Source organism: Streptomyces sp. NPDC001135, from assembly GCF_053598395.1.
In genome coordinates, this window is the sequence record NZ_JBSFKD010000011.1 from 23,163 (window position 1) to 38,289 (window position 15,127).

Here is a 15,127-nt window from a genome sequence, read left to right on the forward strand (position 1 = left end):
GGCCGGCCTGCCGGTCACGGTCGTGCAACGCGACGCGCTGGCGGCCCGCGCGGGCCGCCTGCGCATCACCCGCTCCCTCGACCGGGCCACCGCCCACGGCCGGCTCACCGCCGAACGGCGCGAGGCCGCCGCCGATCTGATCACCGTGGTCGACGAGATGGCGGCGCTGCACGACCGCGACCTGGTGATCGAGGCGGTGGCGGAGGACGAGCGCCTCAAAATCGATGTCTTCACCCGCCTCGACCCCGTGGTCACGGGCGAGAACACCGTCCTCGCGACGAACACCTCCTCCATCCCGGTCATCCGGCTGGCCTCGGCGACCAGCCGCCCCGACCGCGTCATCGGCGTGCACTTCTTCAACCCCGTACCGGTCCTGAGTCTGGTCGAGCTCGTCCCGTCGCTGCTCACCTCGCCCACCACCACGACGCGGGCCGAGGAGTTCGTGACCGGCACCCTCGGCAAGGAGGTCGTCCGCACCCGGGACAGGGCCGGGTTCATCGTCAACGCGCTGCTCGTGCCCTATCTGCTGGCCGCCGTCCGCATGGTGGAGTCGGGCAGCGCGAGCGTGGCGGACGTCGACCGCGGCATGGTCCTCGGCTGCGCGCACCCGCTGGGACCGCTGGCCCTGGCGGACCTGATCGGCCTGGACACCACCCGGGCCATCGCCGAGTCGCTGTACACGGAGTTCCGCGAACCGCAGTACTCACCGCCGCCCCTGCTGTCCCGGATGGTGGAGGCCGGACTGCTGGGGCGGAAGTCCGGGCGCGGCTTCCACACGTACGACGAACCGCCGCGGCGTGAGACGGCGCCACCTGCGGGGCCGCGGTGAGGGAAAGCTGAGGGAAGATGGTCATGGCGTACGACCACCGAACGAGGGGAGCCGCAGGGTGTCCACCAAGGTGCGCACGGCAGACACGCGCGAGCGCATCCTGACCGCGGCGTGCGAGGCCATCGCCGAGATCGGTTTCGAGAAGATCCGGATGCGCATGGTCGCCGAGCGGGCCGGCGTGTCGACGGCCCTGCTGCACTACCACTTCGACACGCGCGAGAAGCTGTTCACCGAGGCGATGACCCACTCCTTCGCCAACACCGCCACCGATGTGGAACGCGACGCCGGGACGGCTCCGGCGGCGGTCATCCTGGCCCGCATCCTCCGCAACCTGCTGCCGACCGACCCGGAACTGCACCAGGACTGGCGGCTGTGGCAGGAACTGTGGGTCCGGGCCCTGCGGGACGAGGCCACCCGGGCCTATGCCGTGGATCTGTACGCCCAGCTGCACACCTGGGTCGCCGACGCGGTCCGGCGCGGCATCGCCTCCGGTGAGTTCGAGCCGACCGACGTGGACGAACTCTGCACACTCGTGCTGTCCCTGAGCGACGGCTACGGCATCCGCCTCATGCTGCGCGACCCGGCGGTCACCCTGGACACCGCGCTCGCCTCCATCTGGCGCCATGTCTCCGCGGCGCTGGGTCTGCCGGAGGCTGTGCCGGTGGAGTGAGTTCCCGCCTCGCGGGGCGTCCCTGTCCTGTCGTTCGGGAAGGACCGCCCGGACGGGACGTGACGCCGTTCGGCGACGCCGGGATGATCCAAACGAGAGGGCCTAGCCGGCTCCGCGGTCCAGGACACGGCGGGCCGCCTCCGCCTCGGCCGCCGGCGGGGACAGTTCGTCGAGCGTGTCGAGCTCGTCGTCCGATTCCAGTTCCCGTTCCCAGGCCGCCGCGAGCTTCTCCTGCTCCCGGCGCGGCTTGGCGCCGATCGTCTCCCGGTGATCCGGGTCGAGGGCTGCCAGGAATCGTCCTACCGGATCCGTCGGCATACCGTGCTCCTTGTCGCATGGAGGGGTGCCACTCTGGGTCAGTATGGCCGAATATGCGTGCATCGGCCGCCCGAGTCGCGGGGGGGGGGGAGCACTCCGTGGGCTACTCGACGGCCGGGTCCTCCTGGGAGTGCCGCACCGCCCGCTTCACGGCCTGCTCCACCTCGAACCGGCTGGCCTCGGTGGCCGCGGCGTGCGCGGTGATGGCCGCCTGTACGGCCTCGGACGCCTCGCGCCAGCGGCGCAACTGGGCGTCGTACTCGTCACCGGTCAGGCCCGCGAGCTTCGCGCGCTCTACCTCGGCGGATCGTTCCAGCTTGATCAACTCATCGGGGACCTCTGCCACGGGCACGGATCCTAGACGGAGGGTGTGCCGCGTCGGCCGAGGACTTACCGGCCGATCGGGTAGAGCCGCCGTCGGTCTCGCACCGGGCGGAGTCCCTCCTCTACGCCCCCGCGCGCCGCAGAGCGGACTCCAGGAGCGCTCCCGCCGCCCAGCGCATGACCTCCTTCGCCTCGTCGGCGTCGAGTCCGCACGCGTCGCGGGTCGAGACGAGCGCTTCCACGCCGTACACCAGCATGACCGCCATGGTCAGGCGACGGTGCTCGGCGGGCGGGAGGACGTCGGCGAGGGGTTCCAGGGCGCTGTGGGTCAGGTCCAGGCGGGTGCGGTTGCGGAAGGGGAGATCGCCGGCCCGCTCACCCTTGTCGACCTGCTGCCAGCGGTCCAGGCTCGCCCGCAGCACCGCCCGCCACATGACCTCGTCACCGAGTTGCTCGTCCGCGATCCGGGAGACCACCGCGTCGAGCCGCTCGGCCGGCTCGTCCGGAAGACCGGTCAGGACGTCCGGCGCCCGCATGAGCGTGCGGGCTTCCAGCAGCAGGTCGGAGGGGTGGGAGAAGTATCGATACGCCGTGGCCGTGGACACCCGGGCCGTCTCGGCGGCCTCCGCGATCGTGACCGTCCTGCCCTCGCGCAGCAACGCGACCGCGGCGTCGATGAGCGCGCGCCGCGTACGCAGCTTCTGGTTCCGGCGGCCGTCCCCCGAGCCCTTCGCGCCCCGTGTGCTTCGCGCGCCCCCGTCAGTCATGAGAACAACCTCTTGTTGTGAGAAATTCTTCTCATTACGATAGCACTGTCTCACCACGGGGGCCGCGGGCCGCGTGCGGCGCGAGAAGAGAGGGGGCCTGTCATGGGCTCCACGACACCAGAGGAAATGGAAGCTCTGATCCGGCAGCACATGGCCGCCGAGGAGCGCGGCGACCCGGAGGGGTCGGTCGCGATGTACACCGACGACATCGAGCACGACGTCGTGGGCGACCCCGCGGGCCCGAAGCACGGGGTCCCGGCGGCGCTGGAGTTCTACCGCCGGCTGTGCAAGGACTTCCGCGCCGAGAAGGAGGAGAGGACCCACACGTACTACGCCCAGGACGCCGTCACCATCGAGAACGTGATGACGGGTACGGTCCCGACCTCCTTCATGGGCCTCCCGGGCAACGGCCGGCGGATCTCCTTCCGGATCCTGCACGTCTTCGAGTTCCGGGGCGGTCGGATCTCGCGGGAGAACGTCTGGCTGGACAGCGCGTCGATCGCCGCCCAGCTCACGGCTCCCGCCCAGAACGGCTGACGCCCGTCACCCGGCAAATCCCCGTTCCCTCGCCCCACTTCGCAGAGAAAAGGGACAAGAGTGCGCCACACCTTACGCGTCAGAGACTGGCTCTTCGCCGCCGTCGGTGCCCTCGCGCTGGCGCTGGTGCCGAGCCTCGCCCGTGCGGTCACCACCGCTCCCGCCCAGGACGGCCGGCAGGCGGCGGGCAGGTATCTGAACCTGCAGCAGTGCCTGTACTACTCGGCATCCGCCGCCGACCACTTCACGACCTTCGTGCCGAGCCGGGACAACCGATTCCTGGCCGGCACCAACGTCTCCGACACCCAGGACAGCGCGCCCACCTGCGGTGGAGGCGACGGGAACTTCGGCCTCATCGCCCTCCTGTCAGGCGTAAAACCGCTGGATCTGCGCGCCGGCCGTTACCTGAACCTGCATCAGTGCACGTACTACTCGGCGTCCGCCGTCAACTACTTCACGACGGTGGTACCGAGCCGGGACGGCCGCTTCCTGGCCGGCACGAACATCTCCGACACACCTGAGACACACGTCAGTTGCGGCAGCGGTGACGGCAACTACACCGTCGTTGCCAACCTGTCCTATGTGAAGGCCCTGGACCTGACCACGGGGAGCTTCCTCGACCTGCACCAGTGCGTGTACTACTCGACCGCGAACACCGACCACTTCACGACCGTGCTCGGCGGAGGCGGGGCCTTCTCGACCGGGACGAAGGTGTCCCCGACCGCCGAAACGACCCCAGTCTGCGCAGCCGGAACGCAGGGCTACGACCTGCTTCCCTTCCTGCCGGGCGTCAAGGCGCTGCCGCTGACCTGAGGCGTGTGCCTGCCGTCGGGCTGAGCGGCGGACCGGAGGGGCCGGTCCGGTCGACGACCAGTGAGGATCCGGCCCGTGCGCGGGTCGGGTGGCGACCGGCACCGGCCCGCCCGGCCCGTCAGTGTGCGTCGTCCGTCGGCAGGCCCGGCAGACCGGCGCGGAAGAGACCGACCAGCAGGCCGTACGGCTCGCCGCGTGCGGGGTCCGACGGACGTCCTCGACCCCGCCTGCCGGCAGGACCGTCACGTCGTGACGCGACGCCCGAACGACTCGGTCGCGGCGGACGAACGGGTGGACCCGGTGATGCTGCCGGTGCACGACGGGGTGACCAGCGCCCGGTGCCGCTGACACCCGCGCCCCGCGCCCCACCGAACCCGACGACGCGTCAACTCGCCGCAGAGCCGGGCGTACAGCCGTCCCGGCCGGTGTACACGACGCGTGCGGTGCGGGGTTCGAGGGAGCGGTCCGCGTCACGTCACACCATTCGCTCCACTGACGACCAGTCCCTCTGTCAGGATGACCACGTAAAGGGGCCAGGACTGACGGGAGGTCTGCGTGGAGGAGCGGTTGGTGGTCGAAGTCGCCGGTGACCGGGCTGCCGACGAGCTTCGGTCCCTGCGTGACTGGCTGGTCGCCGAGGAGGAACTGCGCGGACGGGTACGGCTGGAGCTGCCACCCCCGGCGCCGGGTGCCCTGGGCTCGCTCGTGGCGGCACTGACGGTCGCGCTCGGCCCCGGAGGCGTGGCGACGGCCGCCGCCAGCGTCCTGATCTCCTGGCTGCGCCGCCGTACCGGCGACATCTCGGTCAAGGTGGTCCGGCCCGACGGGACATCGGCGGAGTTCAGCGCCACCCACGTCCTCAGCCTGGACGCGGCGGAGGTACAGCGGATCACCGCTGAACTCTCCCGTTCCCTCGGCCCCGTCGACGATCGGGAAACCGGTGACGCAGACTGAGCCGCCCGGCGCGTCCCCGGCCACCGGGCTCGGCTCGCCCGGATCGCGCGCCCTGCTCATCGGCACCGGACGTCACCTCCCCGGCTCTCAACTGCCCGACGTGCCCGCGGTGTCGGCCACCGTCCGGGAACTCGGCCGCACTCTGGTCGACACCTGCGGGCTGCGCCCGGAGAACCTTCTCCCGCCGCTCCTCGATCCCAAGGACCCGATCGAGTTCGGCAACGCCGTCGTCACGGCCGCCAAGCAGGCCGAGGACGTCCTCCTGCTCTACTACGTCGGCCACGGACTGGTCAGCCCGGGCAACGAGCTCTATCTGGCCACGGCCGCGACGGACGACCTGGCCGAGGGGCTGGCGTTCAAGGCGCTGCCGTATCAGGCGGTGCGCGACGCGTTCAGCAACTGCCGGGCGCGCTCCATCGTCGTGGTGCTGGACTGCTGCTTCGCCGGACGCGCCCACGGCTCCTTCGGCACGGCCGCCACCGACGCGTTCGCGCTGGCCTCGCTCAGCGGCAGCTACGTGCTGGCTTCCGCCTCACGGGACGAACAGGCGCTGGCCCTGCCGGGAGAGCCGTACACGGCGTTCACCGGAGAGCTGCTGCGCTTTCTGCACGAAGGCGACCCGGGCGGCCCACCGGGACTCACCCTCGAGGGCGCCTACCGCCATCTGCGCCGCGTTCTGCCGCTTCGGCACCTGCCCGCACCGGAGCGGCACCTCAGCGGCCGGGCCGGGGACCTGGTGCTGGCGGCCAACCCGGCCGCCGCACCCCGGCACGCTCCGCCGGCCGCCCCTGCGTCGCCCGAACGGTTCGACGAACCAATCTGCCCGTATCCGGGCCTCGATCCGTTCACCGCCGACGACGCCAGGTTCTTCTTCGGCCGGGCCCAGGTCACCGCCGAGTTGCTCACGAACCTGGCCGACTGGTCGCAGGACGACGGGCCGGTCGCCGTGATGGGGCTGTCCGGCGCGGGGAAGTCCTCGCTGCTGCGGGCCGGCCTGCTGCCCGCCGTCAAACGCGGCGAACTCCCGCTGCCCGGTGCCGGTACCTGGCCCCAGTTCATCCTCACGCCCGGCGAACATCCGCTGGACAGCCTGGCCGGTCAGCTGGCCCGCCCGACCGGACACCCGAAGGCCGAGCTGATCGCCGAGCTGCGGGCGGACCCGACCCGCTCGGCCGCCCTGATGCGCCGCGCCCTGCACCGGTTGAGCGGCGGCCGGGACGTGCCGGGCGGCCGGCTGCTGCTCGTGGTGGACCAGTTCGAGGAAGTGTTCACCGCCTGCCAGGACGAGCAGGAGCGGCGGAGCTTCATCAGTGCGATCTGCTCGGCCGCGACGGGCGATCAGGCCGCCGCCGGGGCACCGGCCCTGGTCGTGCTCGGTATCCGAGCGGACTTCTACGCCTCCTGTCTGGCGCACCCCGAGTTGGTCGACGTGCTCAAGCACCGCCAGTTCCCGGTCGAGCCCATGACGCCGGGGCAGTTGCGCGAGGCGATCGAGAAACCCGCCGAAGTGGCCGGCCTCGAGCTCGAAACCGGCCTGGCCGACACCCTGTTGCGCGATCTGCGTGCCGACCGCGAGTTCGCCGGCGGCACCCTCCCACTGCTGGCCTACGCGCTCTGGCTGACCTGGGGCCGCCGGGAGGGCCCCACCCTGACCCTCGCCGGGTACGGCGCGACCGGCGGCATCTGGGACGCGATCACCCGACAGGCCGACCGCACCTACGACAGCCTGACCCCGGCTGCCCAACGGGCCGCCAAGCTGATGCTGCTCCGCATGGTCCGGATCAGCGAGAGCACCGAGGACACCCGCCGTCGGCTCGACCTCACCGACCTGCTGGCCCAACGCCCGCCGGACGAGGTCGCCGCCATCGCCGCCGCCCGCGACGCGCTGGCCGGTGCACGCCTGATCACCGTGGACGGCGACAGCGCCCAGATCGCCCACGAGGCGCTGCTGCGCGCCTGGGACCGGCTGCGTGGCTGGATCGACACCAGCCGCGCCGGCCTGCTGGTCCAGCAGAAGCTCCTCGACGCCGCCGAGTCCTGGGAGAGAGACGGACGCGACCCGAGCGGTCTCTACCGTGGCAGCCAACTGGAGCTCGCCCGCGACCAGGTCGGCGACACCGGCCGGCACGGTGGCCACGACGGCCAACTCGGTGAGCTCGCGGCCGAGTTCTATGCCGCCAGCGTACGAGCCGACCGGCGGCGCCGCCGCATACGGACGGGAACAGCCGTCACGCTGATCCTCTTGGTGGTGGCCTCCCTGATCGCGACCGGGTTCGCCGTGCAGGGGCGCAAACAAGCGCAGAGACAACAGCGCTCGGCGATCGCGGAGGCACTGGTGCGCGACGCGGACTCCGCCCGAGGCAACAATCCCAGGCTGGCCCTGCAACTCGGCATCGCGGCCGACAGCCTGGACCACACGCCCGCCACCACCGCGAACCTCCTCAGCAGCCTGTTCCAGCCCTACGCCGGCACCCTCGTGGGCCACACCGGCGTGGTGGCCGGCGTCGCGTTCGCGCCCAGCGGTCGGACCCTGGCCACCGCAAGCCAGGACGGCACCGTCATCCTGTGGGACACCAGCTCCCCGCAGCATGCCCAAAGGCTCGGCCGGCCGCTGCAGGGCCCCAGCTATGGCGTGTACACCGTGGCGTTCAGCCCGGACGGGCGGATCCTCGCGGCCGGCGGCAGCGACCGTGCCGGGCTCACCGTACAGATGTGGGACGTGAGCTCCCCGGGACGACCACGCCGCCTCGGCGGGTTGACCGGCCCGCGAAGCGTCGACACGCTGGCCTTCGCACCGGACGGACACATGCTGGCGGCCGGCGCACCGGACGGCAGGGTCTGGCTGTGGGACACCGGCGACCCCGGACACCCCCACCACCTCGGACAGCCCCTGACCATCCAGAACACGGACGTGTCGGCTTTGGCGTTCAGACCCGACGGCCACCTGCTCGTGACCGGCGGCCTCAACGGCACCGCGGTTCTGTGGGACGTCACCGACCGCTCTCACCCCCGGCGGCTCAAGAACCCGATCAGCCACCCGGACGGGGTGACCGCACTCGGCTTCACCCCCGACGGTCGTACGCTCGTCACCGGCGGCGGAGACGGAAAGGCCAACCTCTGGAACACCGGGAACCCGGACCACCCCGCCTGGGTGAGCCAGATCCCCGCCGGAGTCGCCCCCGTGAAGGCACTGGAGGTGTTCCGGCACCAGATCGACGTGGTATTGGCCGACCATTACACGACCGTGTGGAACACCGCGCAGCCCACCGCTCCCCGCATGATCAACAGTTCCATCAGCGGGGCGTCCAACTGGACCGGCGCCGTGGCGTTCGCCCCGCACGGCACCCTGCTCGCCACCGGGAGCGCCGACAACACGGTGATCCTGTGGCAGAGCAAGGCCACCAACGGAAGCGTTCCTCTCTGGGCCCGAATCGAAGCCAACCCCGGTGGTGTGCAGACGATGGCGCTGCGCCCGGACGGTCACGCGGCGGCCATGGGCGGAGCGGATGGCAAGGTGACGCTGTGGGACCTGGCCGATCCGAAGCATCCCCGCGGAGTCACCCGCAACACCGTGCGCCATGCGGGCAGGGTGTCCGGGATGGACTTCAGCCCCGACGGGCGCGTCCTGGCAAGCGGCAGCCTGGACCACACCGTGATCCTCTGGGACACCAGTGACCTCCACCGTCTCCGCAAGATCACACAGTTCACCGCCAACAACGGCGGAGTCGACGGGCTGGCTTTCAGCCCCGTCGGCCATACCCTCGCCACCGTGGGCGGGGATGCCGCGATCACGCTCTGGGACACGTCGGATGCCTCCCGTCCCAGGCTCGTCGGTCGGCCGATCACGGGGCACCGCGCAGGTGTGGACGCGGTCGCCTTCAGCCCCGACGGACACACCTTGGCCACCGGAAGCTGGGACGGTACGGCCAGACTGTGGAACATCGACGACCTGGCCCGGCCGCGTCCCCTGGGCACGCCACTCTCCGGCCACACCAACTGGGTCACCTCCGTGGCCTTCAGCCCCGACGGACACACGCTGGCAACCGGCAGTCTGGACTCCAGCATCATCCTGTGGGACGTCACCGACCCGGCCCACGCCCAGCACCTCGGCCCGCCGCTGGTCCAGCACAGCAGCTGGGTCCTCGGACTGGACTTCGGCCCCGACGGTCATACCCTGGTGTCCGGCAGCGCCGACCAGACGGCGATCCTCTGGGACGTCACCGACCCCGTCCACCCCTACGACCTCGGCGTGGTCGGCAGCAGCCACACGGACTCGGTCACGTCCGTGGCGATCAGCGCCGACAACAAGACGCTGCTGACCGCCTCCGCGGACGGCATCGTCAACCTGAACAGCCTGGCGAAGCTCGACAACGCGCGTACCCACGCCCGCGACCTCGCCTGCGCCCGGGCAGGTGGGGGATTGGACCCCGAGCAATGGGCCCGCTACATCCCCCCTCTCAAGCCGCAGCACACCTGCTGACGGTGACAGGACGACCGCACGTGCCCCCGCCCACCGCCGCCCCGTTCACCGGCCGGTGTCGGTGGGCGAGGTGGGCGGCCTGCGGCGAAAGATCTCGGCCACCGCTGTGTTGGCGACCACGATGAACGCCATGGCCACGGCGGCGACAGGGTGCCCGGCCCCGTACAAGGCCGCTGCCCCGCCCCCCAGCACGACCGCCTTGACGGCGAGCACGAGGGGCAGCCGTGGCCGCAGCCGCGCCTTGGGTGCCGCGAACAACCCCCACAGCACGATCGCCGACAGGGGCGTTCCCAGGCCGAGCAGGAGGCGAAGGCCTGCGCCGTAGCCGACGGTGAACCCCCACCAGCTCAGACATGCCAGCGCAGCGAGCTCGAGCAGAAACGCCAGGAGTTCGTTGGCGGTGTACCAACCCCGCTCATCGATCACGACCATGGCGTCAGGGCCTTGTGTCATGGAGTCCTCTCGATGCGCCGGGACCCCAGCATGACAGGGCGGTGGCGCGCGCAGTGCCGTTTCCGGGAAGCGCGGACAGACCCCGGGCAACGGCCAGGAGGACTCCTTGACTAGGTTGGGGGGCATGGATGATGACTGGCGGTCGGATCGGATCGGGGCTGCGCTGCGGGGTGAGAACCCGACGGTGCTGCGGCGGCTCGTGTCGGGGTTCGCGGCGATCGGCGACGTTCAGTTCTTGCCGGGTTACTCGGTCCTCCTCGCGGACGAACCGGGAGTTCAACGGTTGTCCGACCTGCCGAGGGCCAAGCGGCTGGCGTTCCTGTCCGACATGGACCGGCTCGGCGAGGCGGTCGAGCGGGCCTGCCGGCGCGTGGACCCCGCCTTCCGCCGGGTCAACCTGGAGATCCTGGGAAACACGGACCCGTTCCTGCACGCGCACGTGTGGCCGCGGTTCGAGTGGGAGCCGCCGGAGTTGGTGGGCAAGCCGGTGTGGCTGTATCCGCCTGACCGGTGGCGGGACGAGCGGTTCCGGCTCGGTCCGCAGCATGACGTGCTGCGGGAGACGATCAGCGGCGAATTGGACAGGCTGGGTTCGACGACCTGACGCGCCGTGGCCCCGCGGGAGCGGTGGGACTCATCGCCGTACAACCCTGGAGCCGGGTGACTGGTCTTCATCACCGTACGAACCGATCCGTCCTTTCCGCGCGGCTTCTTCCATGGGGACCGTATGAGCTTCGTCCGTCACCACACCCGCGGCGTCGCGACCGCGGCCTGCACCGTCCTCATGGCGGGCGTTCTCGGGGCCGTCGGCGCCGGAGCGTCCCACGCCACCACCGCACCGCCGCGGACTCGGGTGATCGCCTCCTCCGTCCTCGGCAGCGACTACAAGATCACCCTGACCGCGGTGCGTTCGCCGCAGGACCAGTACGCCGCCTCCGTACGGCTGCAGGTCTACACCCACACCAGGGGCGCGTGGAAGGAGTCCGACCGGGTCACCGTGGGCGATGTCGACGGGTGGTTCTGGTACCCGCTCACCGGCAGCGGTGCCGTCTGCGCGTTCTCGACCACGAGCACGGAGCCCGCGCCCCTCACCGTGAGCCTGCTGATCACTCCGTCCATCGGCTGCTCCGCGCCCACGCACTACGTCGTGAGGCAGGGCAAGGTCTTCGCCGGCTGATCGGCCAGACACCCCAACGGCGATGCCCGGGGCGGAACCTGACGCTTCGGGATCACCCGATGGAACGAGGACCGCCGGCGTGACATGGGGCTGTCCGAGGTCGTTGACCAGGCTATGAAGAAGATCACTGCGCTCGCCGCGGTCACCGTGGCGGGTTTCTCCCTCGCCACCCCGGCCCATGCCGACAGCGACGGCAACCACCCCAACCACGGTCGCATCAACATCGCCGGCCGGCCCTTCACCGCCGCCAACCTGTGCAAGCAGGCGCTCGGACTCGTCCCCTTCGCCGCACCGTGGACCGGTGACTCGGTGGACGACGCCTGCAACAACCGCGACCACGCCGACCGCGTCCGCACCTGGTCCGAAGAGCCCGGCTCCGGTCAGCGGTGAACGCACGCCGGTACCTGCCGGCGGAGTGCGTCAGTTTCGTCGGGCTGTGGGCGGCCCCGCTCGCGAGGTTCACCGTTGAACGTCGCGAGCGGGGCCGCTGTGTCCGCACATCGGACGCCGACGCGGCACACCCAGCCGGAGGCCGCCGCCCAGCCCGTCTGTCGTAGGCGGGCGCGACCGGTGGCCACCGGGGCCGGGCACGCGCCACCTCCGGGCCCGGGGGACTGACGCGAGCCGGGAGGGTCTGCCCCGGCGGCCGGGAAAGGGCCGGACGCCTACCAGTAGTGCCGCCGGCCGGCGACCGCGTGCCCCATCGAGCCGAGGATCCAGAAGACCGCGCCGATGATCACGAGGATGATCCCGATGGTCCACAGGATCGACAGTCCTGTGACGAAACCGACGACGAGCAGGATGATACCGAGGGCGATCATGACGCGCCTCCTGTTGACGAAACGCTCCTATCCCTGCGGGTGCCCAGAAGTGGAGGGTGTCATCATCCGAAGGCCGGAAATCTGCGGAAGTCCCGGACAGGCGTGATCGGGCAGGACAGCGGACGGCAGCGGGAACGCCGGCTCAGGGAACCCGCCACGAAGCGTCGCTCGGCAACTGCTGCTCCGCCCAGATGGTCTTGCCCGTGGGGGTGTACCGCGTGCCCCAGCGCTGCGCGACCTGCGCGACCAGGAAGAGACCGCGCCCTCCCTCGTCGGTGCTGTGGGCACGGCGCAGATGCGGAGAGGTGTTGCTGGAGTCCGACACCTCACAGATGAGATTGCGTTCGTGGATCAGACGCAGACGGATCGGTCCGCAGGCATGCGTGATGGCGTTGGTGATGAGTTCGCTCACGATCAGCTCGGTGGTGAAGGCGATGTCCTCCAGGCCCCAAGCGGCCAGCTGACAGGCGGTGTTCTCGCGGGCCTCGTGCACCGCCCGGGGATCGGCCGGCACCTCCCAGGAGGCCACCCGGTCGGGGGCGAGGGCGCGCGTCCGGGCGATGAGGAAGGCCACGTCGTCGTGCGGGTGGTCCGGCAGGAGAATGCGGACCATCGTGTCGCAGATCTCCTCCAGCGGCCGGTCGGGGTGGGCCAGGGCGAAGCAGAGCCGCTCGAAGCCGACGTCGACGTCGCGGTCCGAGGCCTCGATCAGGCCGTCGGTGTAGAGGGCGACGACACTGCCCTCCTCCAGTTCGATCTCGGCCGACTCGAAGGGCAGACCGCCCAGTCCCAGCGGGGGGCCGGCGGGGATGTCGGGCAGTTCGACCGGTTCGCTGAGGTGGGCGATGGCGGGCGTGGGGTGCCCGGCGCGCGCCACGCTGAGTTTCCGCGAGATCGGGTCGTAGACCGCGTAGACGCAGGTCGCGCCGATCACCACCGGTCCGTCCGTGGCCGCCTCCGCCTCGTCCGCCAGGCGCACGACGAGGTCGTCGAGGCGGGCGAGCAGTTCGTCGGGGGGCAGGTCCAGGTCGGCGAGTGTCTGTACGGCCGCGCGCAGCCGGCCCATGCTGGCCGCCGCATGGATGCCGTGGCCGACGACGTCCCCGACGACCAGGGCGACGCGGGCGCCGGACAGGGGGATGACGTCGAACCAGTCGCCGCCCACGCCGGCCTCGGCATCGGTCGGCAGATAGCGGTAGGCGACGTCGACGGCACAGTGATCGGGCAGAACCGGCGGGAGGAGACTGGTCTGCAGGGCGAGGGCCGCGTGGTGCTCACGGACGAAACGCCGGGCGTTGTCCACGCACACCGCGGCCCGTGCCACCAGCTCCTCCACGAGCAGCAGGTCCTCCTCGTCGAACGGGTTGGGGTTCTCCCAGCGCAGCAGCGTGACCACCCCCATGGTCACGCCCCGGGCCCGGAGCGGCACCACCAGGTGCGTGTGCACACCGAGGGAGACGAGCTTGGCCAGGCGCTCCTGATCACCGGCCAGCCACCATGTCGTGGGTTCCAGCACCGGATCGAGGATCGGCCGGCCCGTGGTCAGGCACCGTCGTTGCGGGGAGACGGCCGGGTACCCGGTGGGCTCCCCGATGGGGACGATCGCCTCCGGAATCTCCGGGCGGATCGACCGGTGCACCGCCCGCTGCAGAGTGCCCCAGGCGACCGGTCCGGGGGTGAGGTCCCGGGCCGCGAGGACGCCCTGGAAGAGGTCGATCGCCACGAATTCGGCGAGCTGCGGTACGAGGACCTCGGCCAGTTCCTGCACGGTGCGGTCGAGGTCCAGGGTGGTGCCTATGCGCTGTGCCGCGTCGTTGACCAGGGCGAGCCGCTCACGTGCACGGTCCTGGGCGGTGAAGTCGACGGCGGTGTGACACACCCCGAGTGTCTTCCCGTCGATGTCCCTCAGCGGGAACGACGAGCGGAGCCTGAGGTGGCCCTGCGCGTTCCGCCGGGACCGGCCGTGCGGGGGTGGCACGTGCTCGACGGCGGGCGTCACCTGGCCCGACACCAGCGCCTGGCGCGCCTGCCAGTCCACGGCCGACGGCACCTGCCCCGGTCCGGACGGCACCTGCCCCGGTCCAGCGGGAGCGGAGGTGTGCTCGGCCCCGGGCTGCGGGGGCAGGCCCTCCATGGCGACCAGTGCCTGGTTCACCCACTGGAAGCGCAGCTCACTGTCGAGGACGGCGATGCCGATCGGTGACTCCTCCAGCAGGCCGCGCACCACGGCCTGATCGAGTTCCCATCGCCGCGAGTCGGAGATTTCACAGGCCACGGCGAGCCAGCCGGAGCCCTGCTCCGCACTCAGCGGACACGCCCGAAGGGCCAGCTCCACCGGGTGGCCCGCACGGTGACGCGCGGTGATCAGGCCCTCCCAGCCCTCGCCGACCCGCTGCGCCGCGGACAGCGCGGACGTCGGCGAGTCCTCGCTCATGAGCACGGAAGTCGCGGGCCGCCCCAGCACGCTGGGCGCCGGATACCCGAGGAGGTCCTCCGCCCGCTGACTCCAGTAGCGGATCAGACCGTGTCCGTCCACGAGGGCGACGGCGGCAGAGGTGATGCCGAACGGATCGTCCTGGTGCTTGTTGTCCAGATCCCTCAGACCCATGGTGTCGGCCGCATCCGCAGGCGGGTTTTCTCACACCACGGTCTCACATGGACCCGGGTGTGTCTTCGGGCCGACCACCCGGGCCCGTGCGCATGCCGCGGTCCGCGGGGCGACCGCGTGACGGTTACCCGCGCGGGCGCTCGAAGGTCAGCAGCAGCCCCTCCACGGCTCCGGGCCCTATACGCCCCTTGACGTCGGCGGAGGTGATCGCCTTGAGGCCCCAGCCGTCCTCGGCGTGCTTGTTCAGGACCTTCTCCAGTTTGTCGCTGTCCAGCGCGTCGCCGATCAGCGACTCCCGGAAGGTGACGACCTTGTACTCGTACGTGTAACCGCTGCTCATGTGGGGAGTCCTCCTGAACCCGGGTGGGGTGGGCGT

The 15,127-nt window shown here is 71.1% G+C and carries 16 protein-coding genes; 9 read left to right on the top strand and 7 right to left on the bottom strand.

The features are described 5' to 3' along the window. Nucleotides 1-58: 58 nt before the first annotated feature. Nucleotides 59-829, top strand: a complete 771-nt coding sequence (locus tag ACWC94_RS15745; RefSeq protein WP_450797272.1) for a 3-hydroxybutyryl-CoA dehydrogenase — start codon at nt 59-61, stop codon at nt 827-829. Between the two features lie 58 nt (nt 830-887). Further along, a complete protein-coding gene (locus ACWC94_RS15750) occupies nt 888-1,499 on the top strand; it encodes a TetR/AcrR family transcriptional regulator (protein WP_450797103.1) in 612 nt (203 codons plus the stop codon). Nucleotides 1,500-1,601: 102 nt separating this feature from the next. On the opposite strand, the gene ACWC94_RS15755 is transcribed toward ACWC94_RS15750, so the two are convergent. The 3 genes from ACWC94_RS15755 to ACWC94_RS15765 form a co-directional block, all read right to left on the bottom strand. Then, nucleotides 1,602-1,817, bottom strand: a complete 216-nt coding sequence (locus ACWC94_RS15755) for a hypothetical protein (RefSeq protein WP_450797104.1) — start codon at nt 1,815-1,817, stop codon at nt 1,602-1,604. 103 nt (nt 1,818-1,920) lie between these two features. Further along, nucleotides 1,921-2,163, bottom strand: coding sequence for a hypothetical protein (locus ACWC94_RS15760; protein ID WP_450797105.1), 243 nt, complete (start codon nt 2,161-2,163; stop codon nt 1,921-1,923). Between the two features lie 100 nt (nt 2,164-2,263). After that, complete coding sequence (locus ACWC94_RS15765) at nt 2,264-2,908, bottom strand: TetR/AcrR family transcriptional regulator (RefSeq protein ID WP_450797106.1); 645 nt, start codon at nt 2,906-2,908, stop codon at nt 2,264-2,266. Nucleotides 2,909-3,034: 126 nt separating this feature from the next. Here ACWC94_RS15765 and ACWC94_RS15770 point away from each other — a divergent pair, with 126 nt between their 5' ends. The 4 genes from ACWC94_RS15770 (at nt 3,035) to ACWC94_RS15785 (ending at nt 9,692) form a co-directional block, all read left to right on the top strand. Next, complete coding sequence (locus ACWC94_RS15770; RefSeq protein ID WP_450797107.1) at nt 3,035-3,445, top strand: nuclear transport factor 2 family protein; 411 nt, start codon at nt 3,035-3,037, stop codon at nt 3,443-3,445. Between the two features lie 60 nt (nt 3,446-3,505). Further along, nucleotides 3,506-4,258, top strand: coding sequence for a hypothetical protein (locus ACWC94_RS15775; RefSeq protein ID WP_450797108.1), 753 nt, complete (start codon nt 3,506-3,508; stop codon nt 4,256-4,258). Between the two features lie 555 nt (nt 4,259-4,813). Continuing rightward, entirely contained in the window at nt 4,814-5,212 is a 399-nt protein-coding gene (locus ACWC94_RS15780) for an effector-associated constant component EACC1 (RefSeq protein ID WP_450797109.1), read from the top strand. Then, a complete protein-coding gene (locus tag ACWC94_RS15785) occupies nt 5,199-9,692 on the top strand; it encodes a caspase, EACC1-associated type (protein ID WP_450797110.1) in 4,494 nt (1,497 codons plus the stop codon). Before ACWC94_RS15780 ends, ACWC94_RS15785 begins: the two co-directional genes overlap by 14 nt. A gap of 45 nt (nt 9,693-9,737) precedes the next feature. Here ACWC94_RS15785 and ACWC94_RS15790 read toward each other — a convergent pair whose 3' ends face one another. Continuing rightward, nucleotides 9,738-10,145 carry a YrdB family protein gene (locus ACWC94_RS15790; protein WP_450797111.1) on the bottom strand — a complete coding sequence of 136 codons (408 nt, stop codon included), beginning with the start codon at nt 10,143-10,145 and terminating at the stop codon, nt 9,738-9,740. Between the two features lie 124 nt (nt 10,146-10,269). On the opposite strand from ACWC94_RS15790, the gene ACWC94_RS15795 reads away from it, so the two are divergent. The 3 genes from ACWC94_RS15795 to ACWC94_RS15805 all read left to right on the top strand — a co-directional run bounded on the left by ACWC94_RS15795 (nt 10,270) and on the right by ACWC94_RS15805 (nt 11,712). After that, on the top strand, nt 10,270-10,749 hold the full coding sequence (locus ACWC94_RS15795; protein ID WP_450797112.1) for a diadenosine tetraphosphate hydrolase: 480 nt from the start codon (nt 10,270-10,272) through the stop codon (nt 10,747-10,749). A 123-nt stretch (nt 10,750-10,872) separates the two neighbouring features. Then, complete coding sequence (locus ACWC94_RS15800; protein ID WP_450797113.1) at nt 10,873-11,322, top strand: hypothetical protein; 450 nt, start codon at nt 10,873-10,875, stop codon at nt 11,320-11,322. A gap of 114 nt (nt 11,323-11,436) precedes the next feature. After that, nucleotides 11,437-11,712 (top strand): hypothetical protein, encoded by a 276-nt coding sequence (locus ACWC94_RS15805; protein WP_450797114.1) that lies wholly within the window; start codon nt 11,437-11,439, stop codon nt 11,710-11,712. A gap of 275 nt (nt 11,713-11,987) precedes the next feature. Here the strand turns inward: ACWC94_RS15805 and ACWC94_RS15810 are convergent, their stop codons facing one another. The 3 genes from ACWC94_RS15810 to ACWC94_RS15820 form a co-directional block, all read right to left on the bottom strand. After that, on the bottom strand, nt 11,988-12,143 hold the full coding sequence (locus ACWC94_RS15810) for a DUF6131 family protein (RefSeq protein WP_450797115.1): 156 nt from the start codon (nt 12,141-12,143) through the stop codon (nt 11,988-11,990). Nucleotides 12,144-12,285: 142 nt separating this feature from the next. Then, complete coding sequence (locus ACWC94_RS15815; RefSeq protein WP_450797116.1) at nt 12,286-14,751, bottom strand: SpoIIE family protein phosphatase; 2,466 nt, start codon at nt 14,749-14,751, stop codon at nt 12,286-12,288. Nucleotides 14,752-14,875: 124 nt separating this feature from the next. Continuing rightward, complete coding sequence (locus ACWC94_RS15820; RefSeq protein WP_031168938.1) at nt 14,876-15,091, bottom strand: DUF4177 domain-containing protein; 216 nt, start codon at nt 15,089-15,091, stop codon at nt 14,876-14,878. Nucleotides 15,092-15,127: the final 36 nt, after the last annotated feature.